A 23,005-nucleotide genomic window follows, 5' to 3' on the forward strand; every position below is an offset into this window, starting at 1 on the left:
GCGACGTATCCATGTTCGATGAAGCAAACGCGCAGTGGGGGCTGGTTCATGCCCTCGTTTTGGACGGTAAAGGCGGGGCGCGTTTCATTGCTCGGACCGAATTGCAGGCCCTCCAGCTACAGCCGCAGGAAAGCCTGTGGCTGCATTGGGATCGCAGCCATCCGCAGACTCATACGTGGTTGCGCACGGCCAGTGGCCTGAGCGAATTTGCCTGTGATCTGCTGCTTGAGGAGAACACCCGGCCGCGTTTGCTGCCATTGCCGGATCAGGAGTTGCTGCTGTTCTTGCGTGGGGTGAACCTCAACCCTGGTGCCGAGCCGGAAGACATGGTTTCGGTGCGCATCTTCGCCGCCGCGCAGCAAGTGATCTCGCTGCGTCTGCGTCCATTGCGGGCCACCGAGGAATTGATCGACCTGCTCGTGCAGGGCAAGGGGCCGAAGAACGCAGCGGAGCTGATTCTTTATCTGGCGCAACACCTCACCGACAAGGTTCAGGATCTGGTGGGCGAGCTCACTGAATCCGTCGATGAAGAGGAAGAAAAGACCGATGCCGACGAACGGTACAATCCGGAACACGGCAAATTGTTGCATATTCGCCGTCGCGCAGCGGGCCTGCGCCGCTTTCTCGGGCCGCAGCGGGACATTTACGGTCAGCTCTCGCGGATCAAATTGTCCTGGTTTGCTGACGACGACGCGGATTACTGGAATGAATTGAACAACAGCCTGACCCGTTACCTTGAGGAGCTGGAACTGACCCGCGAGCGCGTCGGCCTGCTGCTGGAGTCCGAGGATCGGCGGCTGCGCGAGCACATGAACCGCACCATGTACCGATTCGGCATCATTACCGGTATCTTCCTGCCGATGAGTTTTCTGACCGGTCTGCTGGGTATCAATGTCGGCGGTATTCCCGGCTCGGACAGTGCGTATGGCTTTCTGGTGGCCTGCATGCTGATACTCGCCCTGGCAGCGGGGCAGTGGTGGTTGTTCAGGCGTCTACGGTGGGTATGAGCAGGCGCTCGTACGTGTTTTTTTGCCAGGCTCGTGTGACTTGTTGTTTTTGCGTCGCGTCTTTGAATGACATTACGTGAGGTGCCTGATGCACGATCCGTTTGAAGAATCTTTACGCGACATGCTCAATTCATCATCCTCCAGCCGGGATGACGATGCATGTCTGGGACGTGTCCTGAAGACCGCCAACCGCCAGGTCGGTGCCGGTGTGTTGTTCGGTTTGCTTGGCCGTTGGTCAGAGGCATTGATGATCGCCGTTAATAACGGCTCGGCCCACGTTTCTCCTGTTTCTCGTCGTACCGTGCACGGTGCGCGTTCTATCGATAAGGCTGATTGAGCATGGAATTGAATCTCTGGACCCAGAGCCTTCTTGCTGCAATGACTGCATTGTGGACCAAAGTCGCCAACTTCATCCCCAACCTGTTTGGCGCCCTTGTCGTGGTGCTGCTGGGTTTCGTCGTGGCCAAGCTGCTCGACGCGCTGTTGTCCAAATTGCTCGCCAAACTGGGGTTGGATCGCCTGGTCAGTGGCACCGGCCTGACCAAACTCATCGGCCGTGCCGGTGTAAAAGTGCCGGTCTCGACGCTGATCGGCAAGATTGTCTACTGGTTCGTGCTGTTGATCTTTCTCGTGTCGGCAGCCGAATCGCTTGGTTTGCAGCGTGTGTCGGCTACGCTGGACATGCTGGCGCTGTATTTACCGAAAGTATTTGGTGCCGCGCTGGTATTGCTGGTCGGTGTACTGCTCGCGCAGCTGGTCAATGGGCTGGTGCGTGGCGCTGCCGAAGGGGTAGGAATAGATTATTCTGCAGGCCTGGGACGAATTGCTCAGGGGCTTGTCATAATCATCAGCATCTCGGTCGCGATCAGTCAGCTTGAGGTCAAGACCGACCTGCTTAACCACGTTATTGTGATTGCCTTGATTACCGTTGGTCTGACAGTGGCGCTTGCCCTGGGGCTCGGGAGTCGGGAAATTGCCGGGCAGATCATTGCCGGAATCTATGTTCGCGAACTGTTTCAGGTTGGCCAGCAGGTACAGATAGGCGAGACGGAAGGGCAGATCGAAGAGATCGGCACAGTCAAGACAACATTGCTGACAGATGAAGGGGAGCTGGTGTCGTTTTCCAACCGCATCCTTCTCGAACAGAGAGTAAGCAGCCGATAATTGGCTAACCTGCTAATCTATGCCGCCACGCTGCCGATACAGGCCATGGCGGACAATAGACCTGACTGTCGGCAAGATTTGTTTTGAATAAACCTCAACCGTTTTCGACACGCTACGATCCACGCGAGCTCTCTGATGAGGAGCTGGTCGCGCGAGCCCATGTTGAGCTTTTCAATGTGACACGGGCGTATGAAGAGTTGATGCGTCGGTACCAGAGAACATTATTTAACGTGTGTGCACGTTATTTAGGGAACGATCGCGACGCTGACGATGTCTGTCAGGAGGTGATGCTTAAGGTGTTGTACGGGTTGAAAAATTTTGAAGGTAAATCTAAATTTAAAACCTGGCTTTACAGCATCACCTACAATGAGTGCATCACGCAGTACCGTAAGGAACGGCGTAAGCGTCGCTTGATGGACGCATTGAGTCTGGATCCACTTGAGGAAGCGTCGGAAGACAAGACGCCCAAACCTGAAGAGCGGGGCGGACTCGATCGCTGGCTTGTGTATGTGAACCCGATCGATCGGGAAATTCTGGTCCTGCGGTTTGTTGCAGAACTTGAATTCCAGGAGATTGCAGACATCATGCACATGGGCTTGAGCGCAACGAAAATGCGTTACAAGCGGGCTTTAGATAAATTACGAGAGAAATTTGCGGGAATCGCCGAAACTTAATACGGTGCAAATATCTCTTACGAACTGGCAAGGTCTGGTAGACTGGCCGACGAGTTGTCCCCATTGTGTGGGACTGCTTTATAATCATCAGATGGGGATTTAACGGATGAAACTGAAAAACACCTTGGGCTTGGCCATTGGTACTATTGTTGCCGCTGCATCGTTCGGCGCTCTGGCTCAAGGCCAAGGCGCAGTCGAAATCGAAGGCTTCGCCAAGAAAGAAATGTACGACAGCGCCCGTGATTTCAAAAACAACGGCAACCTGTTCGGCGGCTCGATTGGCTACTTCCTGACCGACGACGTTGAATTGCGTCTGGGCTACGACGAAGTTCACAACGTTCGTAGCGATGATGGCAAGAACATCAAGGGCGCTGATACCGCTCTGGACGCTCTGTACCACTTCAACAACCCAGGCGACATGCTGCGTCCATACGTTTCGGCCGGTTTCTCCGACCAGAGCATTGGCCAGAACGGTCGCAACGGTCGTAACGGTTCCACCTTCGCCAACATCGGCGGCGGTGCCAAGCTTTACTTCACCGACAATTTCTATGCTCGTGCTGGCGTTGAAGCTCAGTACAACATCGACCAGGGCGACACCGAGTGGGCTCCAAGCGTCGGTATCGGCGTAAACTTCGGTGGCGGCAGCAAGAAAGTTGAAGCAGCACCAGCTCCAGTAGCTGAAGTGTGCTCCGACAGCGACAACGATGGCGTGTGCGACAACGTCGACAAGTGCCCAGACACCCCAGCCAACGTAACTGTTGACGCTGATGGCTGCCCGGCAGTTGCTGAAGTGGTTCGTGTTGAGCTGGACGTGAAGTTCGACTTCAACAAGTCTGTTGTCAAGCCTAACAGCTACGGCGACATCAAGAACCTCGCTGACTTCATGCAGCAGTACCCATCGACCACCACTACTGTTGAAGGTCACACTGACTCCGTCGGTCCTGACGCTTACAACCAAAAACTGTCCGAGCGTCGTGCAAACGCCGTTAAACAGGTTCTGGTTAACCAGTACGGTGTTGGCGCTGCACGCGTAAACTCGGTTGGTTACGGCGAATCCCGCCCAGTTGCTGATAACGCAACTGAAGCTGGCCGCGCAGTAAACCGTCGCGTAGAAGCACAAGTAGAAGCTCAAGCTAAGTAATTAGCCCGCTTATACTGAAAAGCCCGGCTTAGGCCGGGCTTTTCTTTGTCTGCGATTTGAGCGGTCACGGTGTGTGCCGTTATTTCAGCCCGTTTGTAACTGCACTTGACTGGCCAGGGTCTGATTCAACAGTTCGTTGCTGCAGGAAGCCACTGCACCTATCACCAGAATGGCAGGGCTTTTCAGCCCGAACGCCATTGCATCCTGCTGCAGGGTGTTCAGATTGCTGCGGCATTCGCGTTGCCACGGCAGCGAAGCATTTTCAATCATCGCCACCGGCATCTCGCCACTCATGCCTCCCGCCAACAGGCTCTCGCGAATCTCTGCCAGCTTCGCCACGCCCATATACACGACCAATGTAGTGCCGCCTTGTGCGAGCGCCTGCCAGTTGAGGCTGCTGTCGTCCTGGGTGTGAGCCGTGACCAGTGTTACGCCACGGCTGACGCCGCGCAGGGTCAGCGAAATACCACATTGGGTTGCCCCGGCCAGGCCCGCAGTAATGCCATTGACCAGCTCTACCGCGACGCCGTGTTCCTGCAGCCACTGTGCCTCTTCGCCAGCGCGCCCGAAGATGCATGGATCGCCGCCTTTGAGGCGCACCACGCATTTACCCTGGCGGACATAGCGCAGCATCAGGCGATGGATAAAGGCCTGTGGCGTAGAACGGCAGCCGCCGCGTTTGCCGACGGCGATCACTCGTGCAGCGGGGCAGTGTTCAAGCACTGCGGGGTTGACCAGGTCGTCGATCAACACCACCTCGGCTTCACGCAGGGCGCGTACTGCCTTGAGAGTCAACAATTCCGGGTCACCGGGGCCTGCACCTACCAGCCAGACTTTTGCGCTCATGCTGTATTCCTCATTCAGTCATTGCCACGGCATTGATCAGTCTTTTTATTTCCGGCACACAGGACCCGCACTGGGTCCCGCAGCCTAATCGGGTCTTTAGCTGGTTCAGGTTCAGGCCGCGTTCGATGCCGTCCATTACCGCGCTCTGGCTGACGTTCATGCAGTTGCACAAGGTCTTTTCCCGATGCTGTGTTGATTCCTTGCCGGGTTCGCTGCTCAATGGGGCCAGCACCCAGCGCCGTAGAGAGGCATCGACACGTTCTTCCTGCCATAACGCTTGCAACCAGTGCCGTGCGACAGTCTCACCGGCCAGGCGGATAGCGGTAATGCGTCCGTCATCAATCCGCAGTCGTTTGCCAATCGAGCGCGCCGGGTCGTCGTAAGCCAGCACCGGCCCTTCATCAAGGCCCAGCAGGCGGTCGATTTCGTGCAACAGCTGTGGGTTGGGCGCTTCGAAACTGGCAGCACTGATGATCAGTGCCGAGCGCTCGCGACCGGTAAGGCTCATGCTCAAGTAATCAAACTCGTCGCACAGTGGGCGCAGTTTCTCCATGCACTGCTGCACATTGCCTTCAATCAGAGCGAAAAACTGCCAGGGCAATCGGGCTTTTTCGATCCTCACCCCGGAATGCTTGAGCTCCGGCTGTTTCGAGACCGGATCAAACGCTGGCTGGGTCAGAACGTTCACGCCGCCCTTGAGGAATCGGTCGCCCCAGTGCATGGGCAGAAAAGCCTGGCCGGGCGCGATGCTGTCGTCGCTGCTCACCGGCAAAAAAAGCTCGCCACGGCGGCTGATCAGTCGCACCAGGTCGCCCGTTTGCAGGCCATGACGCTGCATGTCCTGCGGACCAATGCTCAACACCGCCTCGCCGACATGCCCGAACAGGCGGGCTGCGGTGCCGGTGCGGCTCATGCCGTGCCATTGATCACGCAGCCGACCGGTATTGAGGGTGAGCGGGTATTCGCTGTCACGCAGCTCTCTGGCCGCGATATAGGGTTCGGACAGAAACTGCGCACGCCCGCAAACCGTCGGGAACACGCTGTCCGCGTAGAGGCGCGGTGTGCCCGCCGTTGCGCCAGCCGGAAACGGCCATTGCTGCGGACCTTGTTGGTCAATGAGCATGCGGCTGATGCCCGACATGTCCAGGTCGCGTCCAGCGGTGAGGCCCTTGAACTCGTCGAACAGCGCCTCGGGGGTCTGAAAATCAAACAACGCGTCAGCGTCCGGGAGCAGGCGTTTTTGCAGTCGTTGAGCGAAATCCACGGTAATCGCCCAGTCGGGACGCGCATCACCGGGCGCCGCAATGGCCTTGCGCACATTAGAGATGCGTCGCTCCGAGTTGGTCACCGTGCCTTCTTTCTCACCCCAACTGGCGGCGGGCAGCAGCAGGTCGGCAAAGCGTGCGGTTTCAGTGGTCTTGAAGGCCTCCTGCAGCACCACGAACGGGCAGGTTTCCAGCGCCTGCCGGATTCGGTTCTGGTCGGGCAGTGACTGTGCCGGGTTGGTGCAGGCAATCCACAGCGCCTTGATCGTGCCGCTCTGCAATTGCTCGAACAGTTCGATGGCCGACAGGCCGGGGTTGGCGGGCAGGCCGTCGATACCCCAGTAGTCGGCCACCTCGGCACGGTGTTCGGCATTACCCGCATCGCGATGACCTGGTAGCAGGTTGGAGAGGCTGCCGGTTTCGCGTCCGCCCATTGCATTCGGCTGGCCGGTTAGCGAGAAAGGGCCAGCCCCCGCACGGCCGATCTGACCGGTGGCCAGGTGCAGATTGATCAGCGCGCTGTTCTTGGCGCTGCCGGCGCTGGATTGATTCAAGCCCATGCACCAGAGCGACAGAAAGCTCGGCGACTCGCCTATCCAGCGCGCACAGGTGTGCAACTGTTGCAGCGTAATGCCGCAAAGTGCCGCCACGCGTTCTGGCGGGTAATCGCCCGCCAACGCTGCGAGTTCTTCATAGCCCTGGGTATGGGTGGCGATGAAATCCAGGTCGACCTGCTTGTCGCGCATCAACAGATGCAACACACCATGGAACAACGCGACGTCGGTCCCCGGCTGAATGGCCAGGTGCAGGTCTGCCAGCTCGCAGGTGTCGGTACGGCGCGGATCGATGACGATCAGCTTCATCTGCGGGCGACGATTTTTTGCTTCTTCCAGACGACGGAACAGCACCGGGTGCGCATAGGCCATGTTGCTGCCGACGATCATCACGCAGTCGCTCAGCTCGATGTCTTCGTAATTGCACGGTGGTGCGTCCGCCCCCAGGCTGCGCTTGTAACCGGCCACCGCCGACGACATGCACAGCCGCGAATTGCTGTCGATATTATTTGTGCCGACCAGCGCACGAGCCAGTTTGTTGAACGCGTAGTAATCCTCGGTCAGCAACTGGCCAGAGATGTAGAACGCCACGCTGTCCGGGCCATGCTCGCGAATGCTCTCGGCAAAGACGTTGGCAGCATGATCCAGTGCGGTATCCCAATCGGTGATGCTGCGCGCCAGTCCTTTGCTCAGGCGCAACTCTGGATACAGCGCGCGGGCTGCGATGTCGCCCGTCAGGTGCAGGGTCGAGCCTTTGCTGCACAGCTTGCCGTAGTTGGCCGGGTGCGTCGGGTCGCCGCTGACCCCGAGGATTTTCTGACCGTCGTGTTCGATCAGCACGCCGCAGCCGACCCCGCAATAGCAGCAGGTAGAGGCGGTAACCTGCGGGCTGTCAATGGCCAGACTGGTCATGCGTAGACGACCTCGGTAGGGGTCGGTTCGCCGAACATCAGTTGGTTACGGATTGCAGCAATGTCCTGGCCCCCGCGAATCTGTTGCAAATACCAACTGCCGTCTGCGGTGTCGCCGTACAGGCAGGCGCCGACCAGCACGTCGTTCTTGATCACCAGCTTTTTGTAGACCCCACTCAACGGGTCTGAAAGGGTGATGCTCTCGGTGCCTTCGCCCCCTAGAAAGTCGCCGGCGGAGAACAGGTCGATGCCGGTCACTTTCAGTTTGGTCGAAGTGATTGAGCCGGGGTAGCGCGCAAAACCCAGTTGCGCGAGATGATTGGCGCAGACCCGCGCCTGCTCGAACAGCGGTGCGACCAGGCCGTAGGCGATACCGCGATGGCTGACGCACTCGCCGATTGCATAAATGCGTGGGTCATAGGTCTGCAAGGTGTCATTGACCAGAATGCCGCGATTGCAGGGCAGGCCTGCCGCTTCGGCCAGCTCGGTGTTGGGGCGGATGCCCGCAGCCATGACCACGAGGTCAGCGTCGATCACGTCGCCGTTCTTGAATTGCACCGCTCGTACCCGCCCTCTGCCATCGCCGAGCAAGGCTTCGGTTTGTTCATTCAGACGAAAACTCAGGCTGCGTTGTTCCAGCGCCGCTTGCAGCATGAGGCCGCTGGTCTTGTCCAGTTGGCGTTCCAGCAGCGTCTGCCCGTTATGCACCACCGTGACCTGCATGCCGCGCAGGCTCAGGCCGTTGGCCGCCTCCAGCCCGAGCAGGCCGCCGCCGATGACCACTGCACGCTTGTGAGTGGCGGCGGTATCGATCATCTGCCGGGTATGGCCGATGTCGCGATAGCCGATCACGCCTTCCAGCGTGTTGCCGGGAATCGGCAGAATGAACGGGCGTGAGCCGGTGGCGATCAGCAGCCGGTCGTAGTGCGCCTCGGTGCCGTCTTCGGCGATGACCAGACGTTGGCTGCGGTCGATCTTCACCACCCGGCGGTTGAGCAATAACTGGATACGGTTGGCGTCGTACCAGGCCAGATCGTTGAGCACGATGTCTGCGAAATCCTGTTCGCCCGCCAGCACTGGGGACAGCAGGATACGGTTGTAGTTAGGGTGCGGCTCGGCACCGAAGACCGTAATGTCATACAGGTCTTCGCTCAATTTCAGCAACTCTTCGAGTGTGCGCACGCCGGCCATGCCATTGCCGATCATCACCAGTTTGAGTTTTTTCATCTTGCCTCCGAGTCGCCAGACAGCGGGCTCGACACAGTACGTGCAAACAAAAAAAGGCGTCCCGTCAGTTACCTGACAGGGACGCCTTTGTCCGATCCCGTTATCTCGGGAGGCGCAGCCTTCATCGTTGAGGGCTGCGCGTTATGAATGATCTGAAACACCTTATGCAGCGCTTGTGCCAACTGGCAATCGGCCGCATGACGGGGTCTACTGGCGCTACTGACGAGTTTTTCTGCACCGCCTTGAAGCGGGTCGCACAGAAGCAGGGCGGCTTTGTCGACAGGCTGTTGATTAGTGGCGGCCCATGAACCAGATAATCGCCAGCAGATTGAGCAGCAGCGAAACCAGCGCCAGCGTGCGCCAGACCTTCAGCGGTTCGCGTTCCAGCAGCGGTCGAGGCCGTGCAACGACCGGACGGTGTTCGTCCTGCTCCAGTTCCAGCAACCATTGCTCGGACGTTTCATAACGCAGTTCCGGGTCTGCTTGCAGCGCCTTGTCGAGGCTCTGGCTCAACCATTGTGGCAGGTCGGGCCGATAGCGGCTGGCGGGGATCGGCGTGCCGAAGCGGCGATGTTGAAACGCTTCGATCTCGCCGTAGGGGTAGTGACCGGTCAGCAGGTAATACAGCGTCACGCCGACCGCATACAGGTCTTGTTGCGGCGCTGGCTCGACGCCATTGAAGGCTTCCGGGGCTATGTAGCTCGGCGTGCCGGGCAGGTCGTCGGCGTTGACGGCTGACAGGCCGGGGCAAAATGCCAGACCGAAATCCAGTAGCCGCAGTTCGCCGTCATCACCCAGCAGCAGGTTTTCCGGCTTGATGTCGCGATGAATGATATTACGCCGATGCAGCAGGCCGCTGGCGCGCAACAGTCGGGTCGCCAGATCCTGCCATTGTGCCAGCGGCAAAGGGCCGCCAGCGACGAACAGCTCGGCCAGGGTGCGCCCGGAATGCTCGCGCATCACGTAATACAAATGCTGGCGCTCTGCGAGCGGATGCAGCTCTGGAAAGAAGCGTCCGGCAACCCGGCGCAGAAACCACTCTTCCAGCAACAGTCCCTGACCGGCCCCGGCGTCGTCATGGCGACTCACAGGCAGGGTTTTCAGGAGCCAGGGCAGACCCTGGGCATCTTTCACTCTATAGAGGATTGACTGGCGGGATTGCGCCGCGACGCTGCCAATGTTCCAGCCTTCGAAGATCTGGCCTGGTTTGAGCGCTGGCGGCAGCGGCCATTGCTGCAACTGCAACAACGCATCACCCAGGTCATCTTCGCCAAGGCTGTCGACCTGAATCAGCAGCGCGCTGGCATTGTCCTGACTGCCTGCCAGGTGTGCCGCGTTGACCAGGGTTTTCACGGCTGAGTCGAGGTCGTCCTGCTCGCCAAGAATCGAGCGAATGCTGGCATCGCCCAGCGTCGCCCAGACGCCGTCGCTGACCAGTAGCAGCCGCTCGCCTTCGCGCAGTTCGCCGTCCAGATAATCCATGACCACGTATTGATCGAGGCCCAGCGCGCGCTTGAGCACGTGCTGCATGTCGGCCTGTTCCCAGACGTGATCTTCACTGATGCGCTTGAACGTCCCCGCTTGCCAGCGATACACCCGGCAGTCACCGACATGGGCGAGGGTGAAGCGTCGGCCGCGCAGTATCAGGGCGCTAAGGGTGGTCATCAGGCCGTTGGCCAGCAACCAGCGGTTCTGTGCCAGTAGCAGTCGATCAAGAGACTGGGCCACGCCCCAGGTTTCCGGCGTGGCGTAATAATCCAGCGCCAGTGCCTGCAGGGTGGACTGGGCCGCCAGCGCGCCATCGGCACACTGGCTGACGCCGTCGGCAAGGGCAAACAGATAACCCTTGCTGGCGGCCAGCGCCGCCACCGGAGTGACAAGGCGCAGTGCGTCCTGATTCTCAGCTCGCGGCCCGCTGGCGCTGAAGTGCGCACACCGCAGTTGCAGCGTCATTGGCGCCTCAGACCCGCGCCGCCGTCACGGCAGCCGAACCCCAGGTGGTTCTCCAGCGGCGCTTGACGTTCAGCAGGCCGAACCAGGCCAGCACGGCCAGACCCGCAAACAGCCACAGGCCCAACTGGTAATCGCCGGTATTCTGCTTGATGCTGCCCAGACCGGCTGCCAGCAGGAAGCCGCCGATGCCACCGGCCATGCCGATCAGCCCGGTCATGACGCCGATTTCCTTGCGGAAGCGCTGTGGCACCAACTGGAAGACTGCGCCGTTACCGGCACCCAGGCCGAGCATTGCCGCGACAAACAGCGCCAGTGCGGCCCACGAACTGGGCAGATTGAAGCCTACTGCTGCAATGCCGATGGCCGCCACGGCGTACATCACGGTCAAGGTGCGAATCCCGCCAAAGCGGTCCGCGAGCGCGCCACCCAGCGGGCGCATCAGGCTGCCGCCGAATACGCAGGCTGCGGTGTAGTAACCGGCGGTGATCGGGCTCAGGCCGTATTGGTCGTTGAAGTAGCCGGGCAGGGCGCTGGCCAGACCGATGAAACCACCAAATGTCACGCTGTAGAAGAACATGAACCACCAGCTGTCCTTGTCACCGAGTGCCTTGAGGTAGTCCGCCACGGACTTGGGCTTGCTGCGTTCCGGAGCGTTACGGGCCATCAGGCTGAAAGCGATCAGGGTCAGCACCAGCGGGATGAGTGCCAGGCCAAACACATTGCCCCAGCCAAAACTGGCGGCCAGCACGGGAGCGATCAGCGCGGCCAGCACGGTGCCGGAATTGCCCGCACCGGCGATACCCATCGCCTTGCCCTGATGCTGTGGCGGATACCATTGCGACGCCAGCGGCAACGCAACGGCGAACGACGCACCGGCCATGCCGAGGAACAGGCCCAGCAGCAGGACCTGGCCGTAGGTGTGAATGCCCAGTTGCCAGGCTGCGAACAGCGCACCGATGACGATCACCTGGCCAATGATGCCGGCTGTCTTGGGCGATAACTGGTCGGCCAGCAGGCCCATGAAGAAACGCAGCACTGCGCCCGCCAGAATCGGCGTGGCCACCATCAGGCCGCGTTGCTGGGTGGTCAATTGCAGGTCGGTGGCGATCTGTACCGCCAGCGGGCCGAGCAGGTACCAGACCATGAAACTCAGGTCGAAGTACAGAAAGGCAGCGAACAGGGTCGGTTTATGGCCGGCCTTCCAGAAGCTTGTATCCATTGGCACACCTCATCATCGGCTATGGGGTCTGTCGAGGCATGGCCACGACGCGGTTGGTTCCAGACGTTGTGGTGGAGTGTTTCGGCGACTCCACCGGCCCCTTCGCCGGGGCCAAACGCAAAAAACGTCGCTTCTCCCTCCACCAGAGCGGAAAGAGATGAGCGACGTCTTTGTCGTAATGGGTGGTAGCCGCCGTTGGCTACCTGTGCAATTGCATTAGCAATAGATGGGCCAAGGCAGCTGCAAGCGGTTTAGCGGTAAGCTGCAAGCGGGTCCGGGTGAATTCCGGGGCGCGCACTTGACCTGGCCGGCGACCTTAAAGCGGGCGCTGATCAGCAAAGGCGCTGCAAAAAAGGGCGTACCGCCGAGCAAGGACGTGTGCCGCTCACACAGGCTGATATCAGCCGGCTTGATAATGAATAAGTCTGCAGTGTCTTATTGATGTTTTATTAAAGTTCAACGTGTTCCTATTATTGTCATGTGCCACTAGTGTCGATGTTATGTGCTGTCACTATGATGCTGTTTCGATGCTGTCATATGGTGAGCTTAATATCGATGATCTATAAATATGAATATTTATTAATTAACTACCCAGTGAGTCTTTTGGTACGTCAGTGCTGCAAATAGTTAATTTACTTTCTGCGGTGTCTCTGACAGCATCCGTCCTGCCGACACTTATTCGGCCCGTCAACCGGACGGTGATATTACTCTTCATCAGCGCGGCCTTGTCTCAAGGTCGTCTTTCAATTCCGATAAGTGCTTACGTTGAAACACGTAAGCGGCTACTCGCTCTTTTCCCGGCTTCCTGCCGTGTTCAATATAGGGAAGCCCGGTTTCAGATGCACCTCGGTCCTGCAACTTTGCAGGCCGTGTTGTCTCCCTCTTCGCGCTGCTTTGAAGGGCGCCAATAAAGGATACATCATCATGAGCAACATCAATTATGCACCCACTGTCTGGTCCCGTGCCGATGCGTTGAAGGTCAACGAAAACGACCCCACCACCACGCAGCCACTGGTCAGCCCGGACTTTCCGGTCATGAGCGATACGGTATTTATCTGGGACACCATGCCACTGCGCGAGCTGGACGGCACGATTGTTTCGGTCAACGGCTGGTCGGTCATTCTGACATTGACGGCTGACCGTCACCCTGACGATCCGCAGTACCTGGGCGCCAACGGCCGCTATGACATCAAGCGCGACTGGGAAGATCGGCATGGCCGGGCGCGCATGTGCTACTGGTACTCGCGTACCGGCAAGGACTGGATCTTCGGCGGCCGGGTGATGGCCGAAGGTGTATCGCCGACGACACGAGAGTGGGCGGGCACCCCGATACTCCTGAATGACAAAGGCGATATCGATCTGTATTACACCTGCGTGACACCAGGTGCATCCATTGCCAAAGTTCGCGGCCGTATCGTGACGTCGGATAAAGGCGTGGAGTTGAAAGATTTTACCGACGTTAAAATTCTTTTTGACGCTGACGGAACTTACTATCAGACCGAGGCGCAAAACTCGACCTGGAACTTTCGCGACCCAAGTCCGTTTATTGATCCCAATGATGGCAAGTTGTACATGGTCTTCGAAGGTAATGTCGCGGGCGAGCGGGGCTCACATACAGTTGGCGTTACGGAACTTGGCCCTGTGCCACCGGGACACGAAGAAGTTGGCGGTGCCAGATTCCAGGCAGGCTGTATCGGCCTGGCGGTGGCGAAAGACCTGACAGGTGAAGAATGGGAAATACTTCCGCCGCTGGTGACTGCGGTCGGTGTCAATGACCAGACCGAACGCCCGCATTATGTCTTCCAGGAGGGTAAATATTACTTGTTTACCATCAGCCACAAGTTTACCTACGCCGATGGCGTGACCGGGCCCGACGGCGTGTATGGTTTTGTCGGCGAGCATCTGTTCGGCCCCTACCGGCCAATGAACGCTTCCGGTCTGGTGCTTGGTAATCCGCCCGAACAGCCATTCCAGACCTACTCCCACTGTGTCATGCCGAACGGGCTGGTGACGTCGTTCATCGACAGCGTGCCCACCGAAGGCGAGGATTATCGTATCGGCGGGACCGAAGCGCCGACGGTTAGAATCCTGCTCAAGGGAGATCGCTCCTTCGTGCAGGAGCAATATGATTACGGTTACATCCCTGCCATGAAGGACGTGACGCTGAGCTGACGGCTCGCTTCAGCCTCAAAGATCATGAACGCCTGCCTGTGCAGGCGTTCATCCAGTCAGCCCAGTAATTCACTAATCGCAATAATCTGCTCGGCCACCTGAATCAGCTTCTGCTGACGACTCATCGCCTGGCGCCGCATCAGGGTGTAGGCCTCCTCCTCGTTGCACGTCTTCATCTTCATCAGCAGCCCCTTGGCCAGTTCGATGCGCTTGCGCTCGGCCAGTTGCTGATCGCGGGCATGCAGTTGCGCCCGCAGTGACTGATCGCTCTCGAAGCGGGCCATGGCCACGTCAAGAATCGGTTGCAGCCGTTGCGCCTGAATACCTTCGACAATGTAAGCGCTGACCCCTGATTTGATCGCCTGACGCATCACCCCCGGGTCGTGCTCGTCGGTAAACATCACGATCGGCCGCGGCTGGTCGCGGCTGACCAGCACCACCTGTTCCATCACGTCGCGGCCTGGGGATTCGGTGTCGATCAGGATGACATCCGGGCGCACCGCCTCGACGCGGGCGGGCAGGTCGATGATCAGCCCCGACTCATCGATCACCTCGAACCCGGCCTCGGTCAACGCGGATTTGAGGCGACCGACTTTTCTGGGCGTGTCATTGATCAGCAGAATACGCAGCATGCTCACGTCCTCCGTCAACGACTGGCAAGCGCAGGCGCGGGATCGGCCAGCGAGTGAAGTTTGAAGCTGCGTGCATAGCCAGCCGGATCACTGCCATCCCAGACCTTGCCATCGATCAGCTGACTGCTGCGCAAGTGGGCAGCCGGAACGCTGATGCCCAGCGCATCGGCTGCCTGGCGGTACAGGTCCAGTTGCTGGACGCGGCTGGCGACCGCCAGATAGTCCGGGTCGTCGCGCAACAGTCCCCAGCGTCGGAACTGGGTCATGAACCACATGCCATCGGACAGCCACGGGTAATTGACCTGGCCCTCATTATGGAATCGGACCGCGTGTGGGTCCTGCCAGCGGTTGCCAAGCCCGTCACTGTACTGGCCGAGCAGGCGCGGTTCGATGCAGTCCAGCGGCGCGTCCAGATACTCTGTGCCACTGAGCAATTGCGCGGTGCTGCACAGGTTGTGCGGGTTCTGCTCAATAAAACGGCTGGCTTCAAGTACCGCCATGATCAGCGCTCTGGCGGTATTGGGATTCTGCTCGACGAATTCGCGCGTGCACCCGAGCACCTTGCCCGGGTGGTCGGGCCAGATCGCCTGGCTGGTGGCCATGGTGAAACCCAGCTGCTGCTGTACTGCGCTGGCACCCCACGGCTCACCGACACAGAACCCGTCGATGCGCCCGGCTTGCAGGTGCTGCGCCATCTGCGTGGGCGGCACCACCACACTGTTCACATCGTCGAGCGGATGAATGCCCTGGCTGGCGAGCCAGTAATACAGCCACATGGCGTGATTGCCGGTGGGAAAGGTCTGCGCGAAGGTCAGCTGTGGACCGTTTTGGTGCGCGCGTTTGTCCAGTGCCTCAGGCGTGATCACGCCCGCTTGCTGTAATTCGCGGGACAGGTTGATGCACTGACCGTTCTGATTGAGGCACATCAGGATCGCCATGTCGGTCGCCGGGCCACCGCTGATGCCCAGCTCCACGGCGTAGATCAGGCCATACAGGCTGTGTGCTGCGTGCAGTTGGCCGCTGACCAGCCTGTCGCGCAGCCCGGCCCATGAGGTCTGACGCTTGAGGTTGAGACTCAGCCCGTAAGGCTGGGCAAAGCCCTGCGTGGCGGCGACCACGAGCGGTGCGCAGTCAGTCAACGCCATGAAGCCGACGTCCAGGCTGTTGATTTCCGGCGCATCGCTGCCAGTGACCCAGTCCAGAGCGTTGCTGGTTCGTTCAGTCATAGCGAACACTTCATAAAAAGCCCATCCAGAAAAAAGGCGTCGTTCGACCCGATGCCAGTGCAGGGGGCTGAAGCGACGCCATTGTCCATGCACGCCTCCTTCGTTGGAGCACGTGCCCGATAACCGATCCAAGCAAGGCATATGCCAGCGTCATGTGGCAGGAAGTTTATCGCGCACCTCGCTTGAGCCGCCTGCACACGTCTATAATCGACTCCCTGAATTCAGCTGCTCACGAGCCCATCCCGCCATGTACAACCTGGCCCGCCAGTTACTGTTCAAACTTTCCCCGGAAACCTCGCATGACCTCTCGCTGGACCTGATCGGTGCAGGCGGGCGGCTGGGGCTCAACGGCCTGCTGAGCAAGTCTCCGGCGAATCTGCCGGTCAGCGTCATGGGCCTGGAATTTCCGAACCCTGTGGGGCTGGCGGCCGGTCTGGACAAGAACGGCGCGGCCATCGACGGTTTTGCACAACTGGGTTTCGGTTTCGTCGAGATCGGCACCGTGACGCCGCGTCCGCAGCCGGGCAATCCCAAGCCGCGTCTCTTTCGCCTGCCGCATGCCGAGGCGATCATCAATCGCATGGGCTTCAACAACCTGGGTGTCGATAATCTGGTGTCCCGGGTTCAGGCGGCCAAATACCGCGGCATCCTGGGTATCAACATCGGCAAGAACTTCGACACGCCGGTCGAGCGAGCAGTGGATGATTACCTGATCTGCCTGGACAAGGTTTACGCCCACGCCAGCTATGTCACCATCAACATCAGTTCACCCAATACAGCGGGTCTGCGCAGTCTGCAATTCGGCGATTCGCTCAAGCAACTGCTCCAGGCCCTGAGCCTGCGTCAGCAGGAACTCACGCAACTGCATGGCAAGCGTGTGCCGTTGGCGATCAAGATTGCCCCGGACATGACCGATGAAGAAACCGTGCTGGTCGCTGCCGCGCTGATCGAATCGGGGATGGATGCGGTCATTGCCACCAACACCACGCTCAGCCGTCAGGGCGTCGAAGGCTTGCCGCATGCTGATCAGGCAGGTGGTTTGTCAGGCGCGCCGGTTCGGGAAAAAAGCACGCATATCGTCAAGGTGCTGGCTGGCGAGCTTGGCGGGCGTATGCCCATCATCGCTGCGGGGGGGATTACCGAAGGCCGACATGCGGCCGAGAAGATCGCCGCCGGTGCCAGTCTGGTGCAGGTCTACTCTGGTTTCATCTATAAAGGCCCGGCGCTGATTCGCCAGTCGGTGGACGCCATCGCGGCAATGCCACGTATCGCAGGCTGAATCCGCAGCTAAAAAAAGGGGCTCTTCGAGAGAGCCCCTGGGCGTTGGCCCGCCGCCCGGGTCGGGCGTGCATGGTACAGGTGTGAATCAGTCAGTCATGTTGACGGCCGTCGAGGCCTGAATATCTATGAATCGCCTCATCCGACCGCGTGAAGTTCGTTGAGTCTGTGGATGCCCGCAGTGCCGGTCATACCGTCCCAGTTGTCGCCGCGTCCTTCGCGCCAGCCATTGATCCATGCCTGGCGTACTGACGGTAGAGTAAAAGGGCAAAGCTCACGGGATTTACCATGAACGCCGTATTGATATCCGCGTAAAAATGCTCTTTCCAACGGATCACGCTTAAGTCTTCTCATAGGGTAATGCCCTCGTCTGTTGACTGTAATATCCCTGAGACCCCGTGATGAGGTCGGGCAGAATGTTCTGCCGTTGGTGCCCGCTGCCGGCGTGGCGGGCCTTGATGCCATCACCGTTGCAGTGATGACCTGTGTTGATTTCTAACCAAACCGCAGGTCGGTGTGAATGATCGTTTTGTCATAAGCACGTCACATTCCGGTCTGTCCAGCAATAAGCAATGAGGTGCATCCGCGCTGATTTTTTACGCAGCCCCCTTCTGGCGAGGGTTTGCGGGCGAATCGAGATTGCTTATCAACCTCAAGTGATGGCTGTTTGCCTTGCCCGCGCAGGCGACGAAGGGTCGCTGATCAGCTGATAAAATGTGACTTTTAGAGCCTGGCTTTCCAGCAGCGTTTTTATTGCCGACATTGCGCGGCTCGATATCTGTTTTAATGTGCAGCTTAACTGCCGCAATGACATGACAGGATCATGCGGTGGACCGGCACACATCACGTGCCACGCAGGCGTTCTCCACGAAAGACGCCTGTTCAAATCTGGCAGGGCAATGCGTTGCCCGCCGCAGACGGCTCAGGCCCTGGAATACACATGTCGGATCGCTACGAACTTTTCCTCACTTGCCCAAAAGGCCTTGAAGGGCTGCTTGCAGAGGAAGCCACTGCGCTTGGCCTGCAAGAGACTCGCGAGCACACCTCGGCCATTCGCGGCTCGGCCGACATGGAGACCGCTTATCGCTTGTGCCTGTGGTCGCGTCTGGCCAACCGCGTGCTGCTGGTGCTCAAGCGCTTCCCGATGAAGGACGCCGAAGACTTGTACCACGGCGTACTCGATGTTGAATGGCACGACCATCTCGAATCGGAAGGCACCATCGCCGTAGAGTTCAGCGGGCATGGCTCGGGCATCGACAATACCCACTTTGGTGCATTGAAGGTCAAGGACGCGATCGTCGACAAGCTGCGCACGCCCGAAGGCGAGCGCCCGTCGGTCGACAAGATCAACCCGGACTTGCGCGTGCACCTGCGTCTGGATCGTGGCGAAGCCATCCTGTCGCTGGACCTTTCCGGTCACAGCCTGCACCAGCGCGGTTATCGTCTGCAGCAGGGCGCTGCGCCGCTGAAGGAAAACCTTGCCGCAGCGATCCTGATCAGAGCCGGCTGGCCGCGTATTGCTGCCGAGGGCGGCGCACTGGCTGACCCGATGTGTGGTGTCGGTACATTCCTGGTCGAGGCCGGCATGATCGCCGCTGACATCGCGCCCAATATCAAGCGTGAGCGCTGGGGTTTCTCTGCCTGGCTCGGTCACGTTCCGGCACTGTGGCGCAAGCTGCACGACGAAGCGCTGGCGCGTGCCGAAGCAGGCCTGGCCAAAACCCCTTCGTGGATTCGCGGTTACGAAGCCGATCCGCGTCTGATCCAGCCTGGCCGCAACAACATCGAGCGTGCTGGCCTGAGCGACTGGATCAAGGTCTATCAGGGTGAAGTCGCGACGTTCGAGCCGCGTCCTGATCAGAACCAGAAAGGCCTGGTGATCTGCAACCCTCCGTACGGCGAGCGTCTGGGTGATGAAGCCAGCCTGCTGTATCTCTACCAGAATCTGGGCGAGCGCCTGCGTCAGGCCTGCCTGAACTGGGAAGCTGCGGTGTTCACCGGCGCGCCTGATCTGGGCAAGCGCATGGGTATTCGCAGCCACAAGCAGTATTCGTTCTGGAACGGCGCCTTGCCGTGCAAGTTGTTGCTCATCAAGGTGACGCCCGACCAGTTCGTCACCGGCGAGCGTCGCACCCCGGAACAGCGTCAGGTCGAGCGTGACAACCCGGTCGAAGTTGAAGTAGTTGAAAGAAAACTCAACAAGAACGGCAACCCGATCAAGCCGGAACCGGTGGTGGTCGAGCAGGCGCGCCTGAGCGAGGGCGGACAGATGTTTGCCAACCGCCTGCAAAAGAACCTCAAATTGATGGGCAAGTGGGTGCGCCGTGAGGGCATCGATTGCTACCGTGTGTACGATGCCGACATGCCTGAATACTCATTGGCAATCGACCTGTATCACGACTGGGTGCACGTCCAGGAATACGCCGCGCCCAAGACCATCGACCCGGAAAAGGCTTCGGCCCGACTGTTCGACGCGCTGGCAGCCATTCCGCAGGCGCTGAACATCGACAAGAGTCGCGTGGTGATCAAACGTCGCGAGCGTCAGAGTGGCACCAAGCAGTACGAACGCCAGAGTGCTCAGGGCCAATTTCTGGAAGTCAGCGAAGGCGGCGTCAAGCTGCTGGTCAACCTGACCGACTATCTGGACACCGGTCTGTTTCTCGATCACCGTCCGATGCGCATGCGTATTCAGCGTGAGGCGGCGGGCAAGCGCTTCCTGAACCTGTTTGCCTACACGGCGACGGCCAGTGTGCATGCCGCCAAGGGCGGTGCGCGCAGCACCACCAGCGTCGACCTGTCGCGGACCTATCTTGACTGGGCGCGGCGCAATCTGTCGCTGAACGGTTTTTCCGACAAGAACCGCCTGGAGCAGGGCGACGTGATGGCCTGGCTGCAGGCCAATCGTGACGAGTACGAGCTAATCTTCATCGATCCGCCGACGTTCTCGAACTCCAAGCGCATGGAAGGCATTTTCGACGTGCAGCGTGATCAGGTCGAGCTGATAGACCTGGCAATGGCCCGTCTGGCGCCGGGCGGTGTGTTGTATTTCTCCAACAACTTCCGCAAGTTCGTGCTCGATGAAAATCTGAGCCAGCGCTATGCGGTCGAAGACATCACTGCACAGACCATCGATCCGGACTTTGCCCGCAACGGCAAGATCCACCGCGCCTGGAAAATCATGGCGCGCGCTTGATCCTGTAAAGCCTGGGCGGTGAGCTGACGTGTAGCATCTTTGTACAGGTTTGTTCATCGTCCACTAGGCAAACTACTGGCGAGTAGCTATAAAAGATCAATAGCCAGCTTGACGCTCCAGTTCGTTGGCGTCATGAGTTTCTGTCTATGACCGCTAAACGTTTCAGGCTCAGAATTCTGAGTTTTATCAATGATCATCGCTCTGCATGGCTGATAGCGGTTCTGGCCTTTCTGGTCGGCTCGGCACTGACAGTCATGTTGGCGCTGGCGGACAACGAACTGTATCAGCGTCAGGTGCGTCAGCGTTTCGATCTGCTTGCCGCAGAACGCTTCAGTCGCCTTCAGGAACGTCTCGACCGGCAGGTTACCCGGCTCGATACCCTCAGCCGCTTTTTAATCTTCTCTCATCAAGTAAAACAGTCGGAATTTGACGGTTTCGTGGCCCCGTTGCTGTTGGGAACCCAGGCCTATACCTGGAACCCTCGCATAACCAGGACCGAACGGGCAGCTTTTGAAGAGCAGGCCCGCCAGGATGGCATAACGGACTACGCCATACGCGAGACGGATGGAAAAGGCGCGTTGAAAGTGGCCGGCGTCCGCGATGAGTATTTTCCGGTGCGCTTCCTGCAAACCGTGAGCAAAACACGGTCGCCATTGGGGTTTGATATTTCTTCGGAGCAGGTGCGCCGTTCCGCGCTGGAGCGCGCGCGCCTGCTCAAGCGCATTGTCGCCACGCCGCGTATTCGTCTGCTGGACCCGTCCGACGCCTACGGTATTTTGCTGGTGGCGCCGGTGTTCTCGGCCACCCGGACGCCTGCGGAGCTGAACGGGTATGTGACGGCGGTCATCAGCCTGGCGCAATTGATGACGGTGGGCACCGTCGAACAGGACAACCTTGCGGTGACCATGCAGGACCTCAGTTCGCCCGCAAAGCCCGAGCCGGTTTACCAGTCGCCGGTTGCCGCCATCCACAATCGGCTGTACGCCAGCAGCCTGCTGAGCCTGGGCGACAGGGATTACCTGATCGAAGTCCGTCCGACACAGATTTTCAATCTCAGCAATCAGATCATGATGCCGGGCCGAGTCATTTGGCTTGGCGGGCTGCTGAGCCTGATGCTCAGCGCCTTGCTCTACACCCTGATCAGTCAGCGTCAGCGAGCCTTGCAGCGTGTTGCGCAACGCACCCGCGAGCTGCGCCAGCGTGAGTTGCAGTTGCGTGCCGCGCACGGGCAGTTGCGCAACGTGCTCGACGCCGCGACCGAGGTGGCGATCATCGCTACCGATCTGGACGGGATGATCAACATGTTCAACGTCGGCGCGCAGAAGATGCTGGGGTATCCTCAGGAAGAAATACTGGGCAAGTTCCGCCTCATGGACCTCTATCAGTCCGCCGAGCTTGAAGCCCGCGCGAGCAATCTGAGCCGAGAGCGCGGGAAGCCGATCAGCGCGTCCCAGTTGATGTTTCTCGATGCTGTACAGGACGGCACTCATCCGTCGCAGGAGTGGACGCTGCAGCGCAGTGACGGCAGTACCCTGGTCGTCGATATGCTGGTCACTGCAGTGCGTGACGATCAGGGGCTGTGGACCGGCTATCTGGCCGTATGCATCGACGTCACCGAGCACAAGCGCGTCAACCAGGCCCTTGCCGAACAGGGGCAATTGCTTAAAAAGCTGGGTTCGCAGGTGCCCGGCGGTATTTATCAATACCACTTGGCTATCGATGGCAGCGCCCGTTTCAGGTATGCCAGTGCGGGTATGTGCGAGCTGTTCGAATTGGATGAGGAACAGTTGTCTGGCGACGCCGAAGTCTTGATGCGGCGCATTCAGCCCGCCGATCTGGCACGGATCAAAACCTCGATTCTTTCCAGTGCGAAGCACCTCACAGCCTGGAGTCAGGAATACCGGGTCGAGTTGCCGCGCAAGGGGCTGCGCTGGCTTAGCGCTGCTTCCACACCGGAGCGGCTGGCCGATGGCAGCGTGTTGTGGCACGGATTTGTCTCTGATATCACCGATCTCAAGCGCGTCGAGCAGGAGTTGCGTGCGCTCTCGGTCACCGACGTACTGACCGGTGCCTACAACCGGCGCTTTTTTCAGGACCGCATGCAGGCCGAGCTGAAAAGGATCGACCGGCATGGTGGTGATCTTTCGATCATCATGCTCGACGTCGATCACTTCAAACGTATCAATGACCGCTTCGGACATGCCACCGGCGATCAGGTGCTGAGGTCTATTTCGGAAAAAATCAGCCAGCGACTACGCACTGACGACGTGTTCTGCCGTCTGGGCGGCGAAGAGTTCATGGTGGTGTGCCCGGGCACGCGCAGCACACAGGCTTATCAACTGGCATTGAGCCTGCGCGAGGCGTTGCGCAGTCAGGTTATCGAAGGGGTTGATCACCCAGTGACGGCCAGCTTCGGGATTGCGAGCAGGCGGGCAGGTGAAGGCATCGACGCCATGTTGCTGCGCGCTGACTCGGGTGTATACGCAGCGAAGCAGGGCGGTCGGGATCGGGTTGAGCCGGAGCAGCCTTGACGAGATGCGCTT

Annotated in this window: 17 protein-coding genes and 1 pseudogene; 10 read left to right on the forward strand and 8 right to left on the reverse strand. The window is 59.3% G+C overall.

Annotation, left to right across the window (positions count from 1 at the left end):
* Positions 1-11 precede the first annotated feature (11 nt).
* The 5 genes from N018_RS09640 to N018_RS09660 all read left to right on the forward strand — a co-directional run bounded on the left by N018_RS09640 (position 12) and on the right by N018_RS09660 (position 3,986).
* A complete protein-coding gene (locus N018_RS09640) occupies positions 12-1,007 on the forward strand; it encodes a zinc transporter ZntB (RefSeq protein WP_024644916.1) in 996 nt (331 codons plus the stop codon).
* Positions 1,008-1,095: 88 nt separating this feature from the next.
* Entirely contained in the window at positions 1,096-1,344 is a 249-nt protein-coding gene (locus N018_RS09645) for a hypothetical protein (protein ID WP_024644915.1), read from the forward strand.
* A 2-nt stretch (positions 1,345-1,346) separates the two neighbouring features.
* Positions 1,347-2,171, forward strand: a complete 825-nt coding sequence (locus N018_RS09650) for a mechanosensitive ion channel family protein (protein ID WP_024644914.1) — start codon at positions 1,347-1,349, stop codon at positions 2,169-2,171.
* An 83-nt stretch (positions 2,172-2,254) separates the two neighbouring features.
* Complete coding sequence (sigX, locus tag N018_RS09655) at positions 2,255-2,845, forward strand: RNA polymerase sigma factor SigX (RefSeq protein ID WP_007249920.1); 591 nt, start codon at positions 2,255-2,257, stop codon at positions 2,843-2,845.
* A 106-nt stretch (positions 2,846-2,951) separates the two neighbouring features.
* Entirely contained in the window at positions 2,952-3,986 is a 1,035-nt protein-coding gene (locus N018_RS09660) for an OmpA family protein (RefSeq protein WP_024644913.1), read from the forward strand.
* An 84-nt stretch (positions 3,987-4,070) separates the two neighbouring features.
* Here the strand turns inward: N018_RS09660 and cobA are convergent, their stop codons facing one another.
* The 3 genes and pseudogenes from cobA to N018_RS09675 form a co-directional block, all read right to left on the reverse strand.
* On the reverse strand, positions 4,071-4,832 hold the full coding sequence (gene cobA / locus N018_RS09665; RefSeq protein WP_025389428.1) for a uroporphyrinogen-III C-methyltransferase: 762 nt from the start codon (positions 4,830-4,832) through the stop codon (positions 4,071-4,073).
* Positions 4,833-4,842: 10 nt separating this feature from the next.
* The gene (locus tag N018_RS09670; RefSeq protein ID WP_025389429.1) at positions 4,843-7,563 is read right to left on the reverse strand and encodes a nitrate reductase; all 2,721 of its coding nucleotides are present in this window, start codon (positions 7,561-7,563) and stop codon (positions 4,843-4,845) included.
* Positions 7,564-7,589: 26 nt separating this feature from the next.
* Positions 7,590-8,789, reverse strand: a pseudogene (locus N018_RS09675) (NAD(P)/FAD-dependent oxidoreductase); the annotation flags it as partial.
* 143 nt (positions 8,790-8,932) lie between these two features.
* On the opposite strand from N018_RS09675, the gene N018_RS27750 reads away from it, so the two are divergent.
* Positions 8,933-9,097 (forward strand): hypothetical protein, encoded by a 165-nt coding sequence (locus tag N018_RS27750; protein WP_195757172.1) that lies wholly within the window; start codon positions 8,933-8,935, stop codon positions 9,095-9,097.
* Here the strand turns inward: N018_RS27750 and N018_RS09680 are convergent.
* Entirely contained in the window at positions 9,081-10,742 is a 1,662-nt protein-coding gene (locus N018_RS09680) for a bifunctional protein-serine/threonine kinase/phosphatase (protein ID WP_025389431.1), read from the reverse strand. The genes N018_RS27750 and N018_RS09680 overlap by 17 nt on opposite strands.
* A gap of 7 nt (positions 10,743-10,749) precedes the next feature.
* Positions 10,750-11,961: a nitrate/nitrite transporter gene (locus N018_RS09685; RefSeq protein ID WP_024644908.1), complete on the reverse strand. Its 1,212-nt coding sequence runs from the start codon at positions 11,959-11,961 to the stop codon at positions 10,750-10,752.
* Positions 11,962-12,885: 924 nt separating this feature from the next.
* Here N018_RS09685 and N018_RS09690 point away from each other — a divergent pair.
* Entirely contained in the window at positions 12,886-14,133 is a 1,248-nt protein-coding gene (locus tag N018_RS09690; RefSeq protein WP_024644907.1) for a glycoside hydrolase family 68 protein, read from the forward strand.
* 56 nt (positions 14,134-14,189) lie between these two features.
* On the opposite strand, the gene N018_RS09695 is transcribed toward N018_RS09690, so the two are convergent.
* On the reverse strand, positions 14,190-14,765 hold the full coding sequence (locus N018_RS09695) for an ANTAR domain-containing response regulator (protein WP_025389432.1): 576 nt from the start codon (positions 14,763-14,765) through the stop codon (positions 14,190-14,192).
* A 14-nt stretch (positions 14,766-14,779) separates the two neighbouring features.
* Positions 14,780-15,991 carry a CmpA/NrtA family ABC transporter substrate-binding protein gene (locus N018_RS09700; protein WP_025389433.1) on the reverse strand — a complete coding sequence of 404 codons (1,212 nt, stop codon included), beginning with the start codon at positions 15,989-15,991 and terminating at the stop codon, positions 14,780-14,782.
* A 247-nt stretch (positions 15,992-16,238) separates the two neighbouring features.
* On the opposite strand from N018_RS09700, the gene N018_RS09705 reads away from it, so the two are divergent.
* Positions 16,239-17,270, forward strand: coding sequence for a quinone-dependent dihydroorotate dehydrogenase (locus tag N018_RS09705; RefSeq protein WP_025389434.1), 1,032 nt, complete (start codon positions 16,239-16,241; stop codon positions 17,268-17,270).
* A 137-nt stretch (positions 17,271-17,407) separates the two neighbouring features.
* Here the strand turns inward: N018_RS09705 and rmf are convergent, their stop codons facing one another.
* A complete protein-coding gene (gene rmf / locus N018_RS26340; protein ID WP_002553055.1) occupies positions 17,408-17,623 on the reverse strand; it encodes a ribosome modulation factor in 216 nt (71 codons plus the stop codon).
* A 586-nt stretch (positions 17,624-18,209) separates the two neighbouring features.
* On the opposite strand from rmf, the gene rlmKL reads away from it, so the two are divergent.
* Positions 18,210-20,462 (forward strand): bifunctional 23S rRNA (guanine(2069)-N(7))-methyltransferase RlmK/23S rRNA (guanine(2445)-N(2))-methyltransferase RlmL, encoded by a 2,253-nt coding sequence (gene rlmKL / locus N018_RS09710; protein ID WP_024644903.1) that lies wholly within the window; start codon positions 18,210-18,212, stop codon positions 20,460-20,462.
* A 146-nt stretch (positions 20,463-20,608) separates the two neighbouring features.
* A complete protein-coding gene (locus N018_RS09715) occupies positions 20,609-22,993 on the forward strand; it encodes a sensor domain-containing diguanylate cyclase (protein ID WP_025389435.1) in 2,385 nt (794 codons plus the stop codon).
* The last annotated feature ends 12 nt before the right edge of the window (positions 22,994-23,005 follow it).

The sequence above is a fragment of the Pseudomonas syringae CC1557 genome, from assembly GCF_000452705.1.
Taxonomy (GTDB): Bacteria; Pseudomonadota; Gammaproteobacteria; order Pseudomonadales; family Pseudomonadaceae; genus Aquipseudomonas; species Aquipseudomonas syringae_F.

What these genes read in the sequence shown, in the direction of transcription:
- N018_RS09640 (WP_024644916.1), top strand. Translation starts at nt 12, where the DNA reads ATGTTCGATGAAGCAAACGCGCAGTGGGGGCTGGTTCATGCCCTCGTT.
- N018_RS09705 (WP_025389434.1), top strand. Translation starts at nt 16,239, where the DNA reads ATGTACAACCTGGCCCGCCAGTTACTGTTCAAACTTTCCCCGGAAACC.
- N018_RS09670 (WP_025389429.1), bottom strand. Translation starts at nt 7,563, where the DNA reads ATGACCAGTCTGGCCATTGACAGCCCGCAGGTTACCGCCTCTACCTGC.
- N018_RS09695 (WP_025389432.1), bottom strand. Translation starts at nt 14,765, where the DNA reads ATGCTGCGTATTCTGCTGATCAATGACACGCCCAGAAAAGTCGGTCGC.
- N018_RS09690 (WP_024644907.1), top strand. Translation starts at nt 12,886, where the DNA reads ATGAGCAACATCAATTATGCACCCACTGTCTGGTCCCGTGCCGATGCG.
- N018_RS09645 (WP_024644915.1), top strand. Translation starts at nt 1,096, where the DNA reads ATGCACGATCCGTTTGAAGAATCTTTACGCGACATGCTCAATTCATCA.
- cobA (WP_025389428.1), bottom strand. Translation starts at nt 4,832, where the DNA reads ATGAGCGCAAAAGTCTGGCTGGTAGGTGCAGGCCCCGGTGACCCGGAA.
- N018_RS09680 (WP_025389431.1), bottom strand. Translation starts at nt 10,742, where the DNA reads ATGACGCTGCAACTGCGGTGTGCGCACTTCAGCGCCAGCGGGCCGCGA.
- rlmKL (WP_024644903.1), top strand. Translation starts at nt 18,210, where the DNA reads ATGTCGGATCGCTACGAACTTTTCCTCACTTGCCCAAAAGGCCTTGAA.
- rmf (WP_002553055.1), bottom strand. Translation starts at nt 17,623, where the DNA reads ATGAGAAGACTTAAGCGTGATCCGTTGGAAAGAGCATTTTTACGCGGA.
- N018_RS27750 (WP_195757172.1), top strand. Translation starts at nt 8,933, where the DNA reads ATGAATGATCTGAAACACCTTATGCAGCGCTTGTGCCAACTGGCAATC.
- N018_RS09715 (WP_025389435.1), top strand. Translation starts at nt 20,609, where the DNA reads ATGACCGCTAAACGTTTCAGGCTCAGAATTCTGAGTTTTATCAATGAT.
- N018_RS09650 (WP_024644914.1), top strand. Translation starts at nt 1,347, where the DNA reads ATGGAATTGAATCTCTGGACCCAGAGCCTTCTTGCTGCAATGACTGCA.
- N018_RS09660 (WP_024644913.1), top strand. Translation starts at nt 2,952, where the DNA reads ATGAAACTGAAAAACACCTTGGGCTTGGCCATTGGTACTATTGTTGCC.
- N018_RS09700 (WP_025389433.1), bottom strand. Translation starts at nt 15,991, where the DNA reads ATGACTGAACGAACCAGCAACGCTCTGGACTGGGTCACTGGCAGCGAT.
- N018_RS09685 (WP_024644908.1), bottom strand. Translation starts at nt 11,961, where the DNA reads ATGGATACAAGCTTCTGGAAGGCCGGCCATAAACCGACCCTGTTCGCT.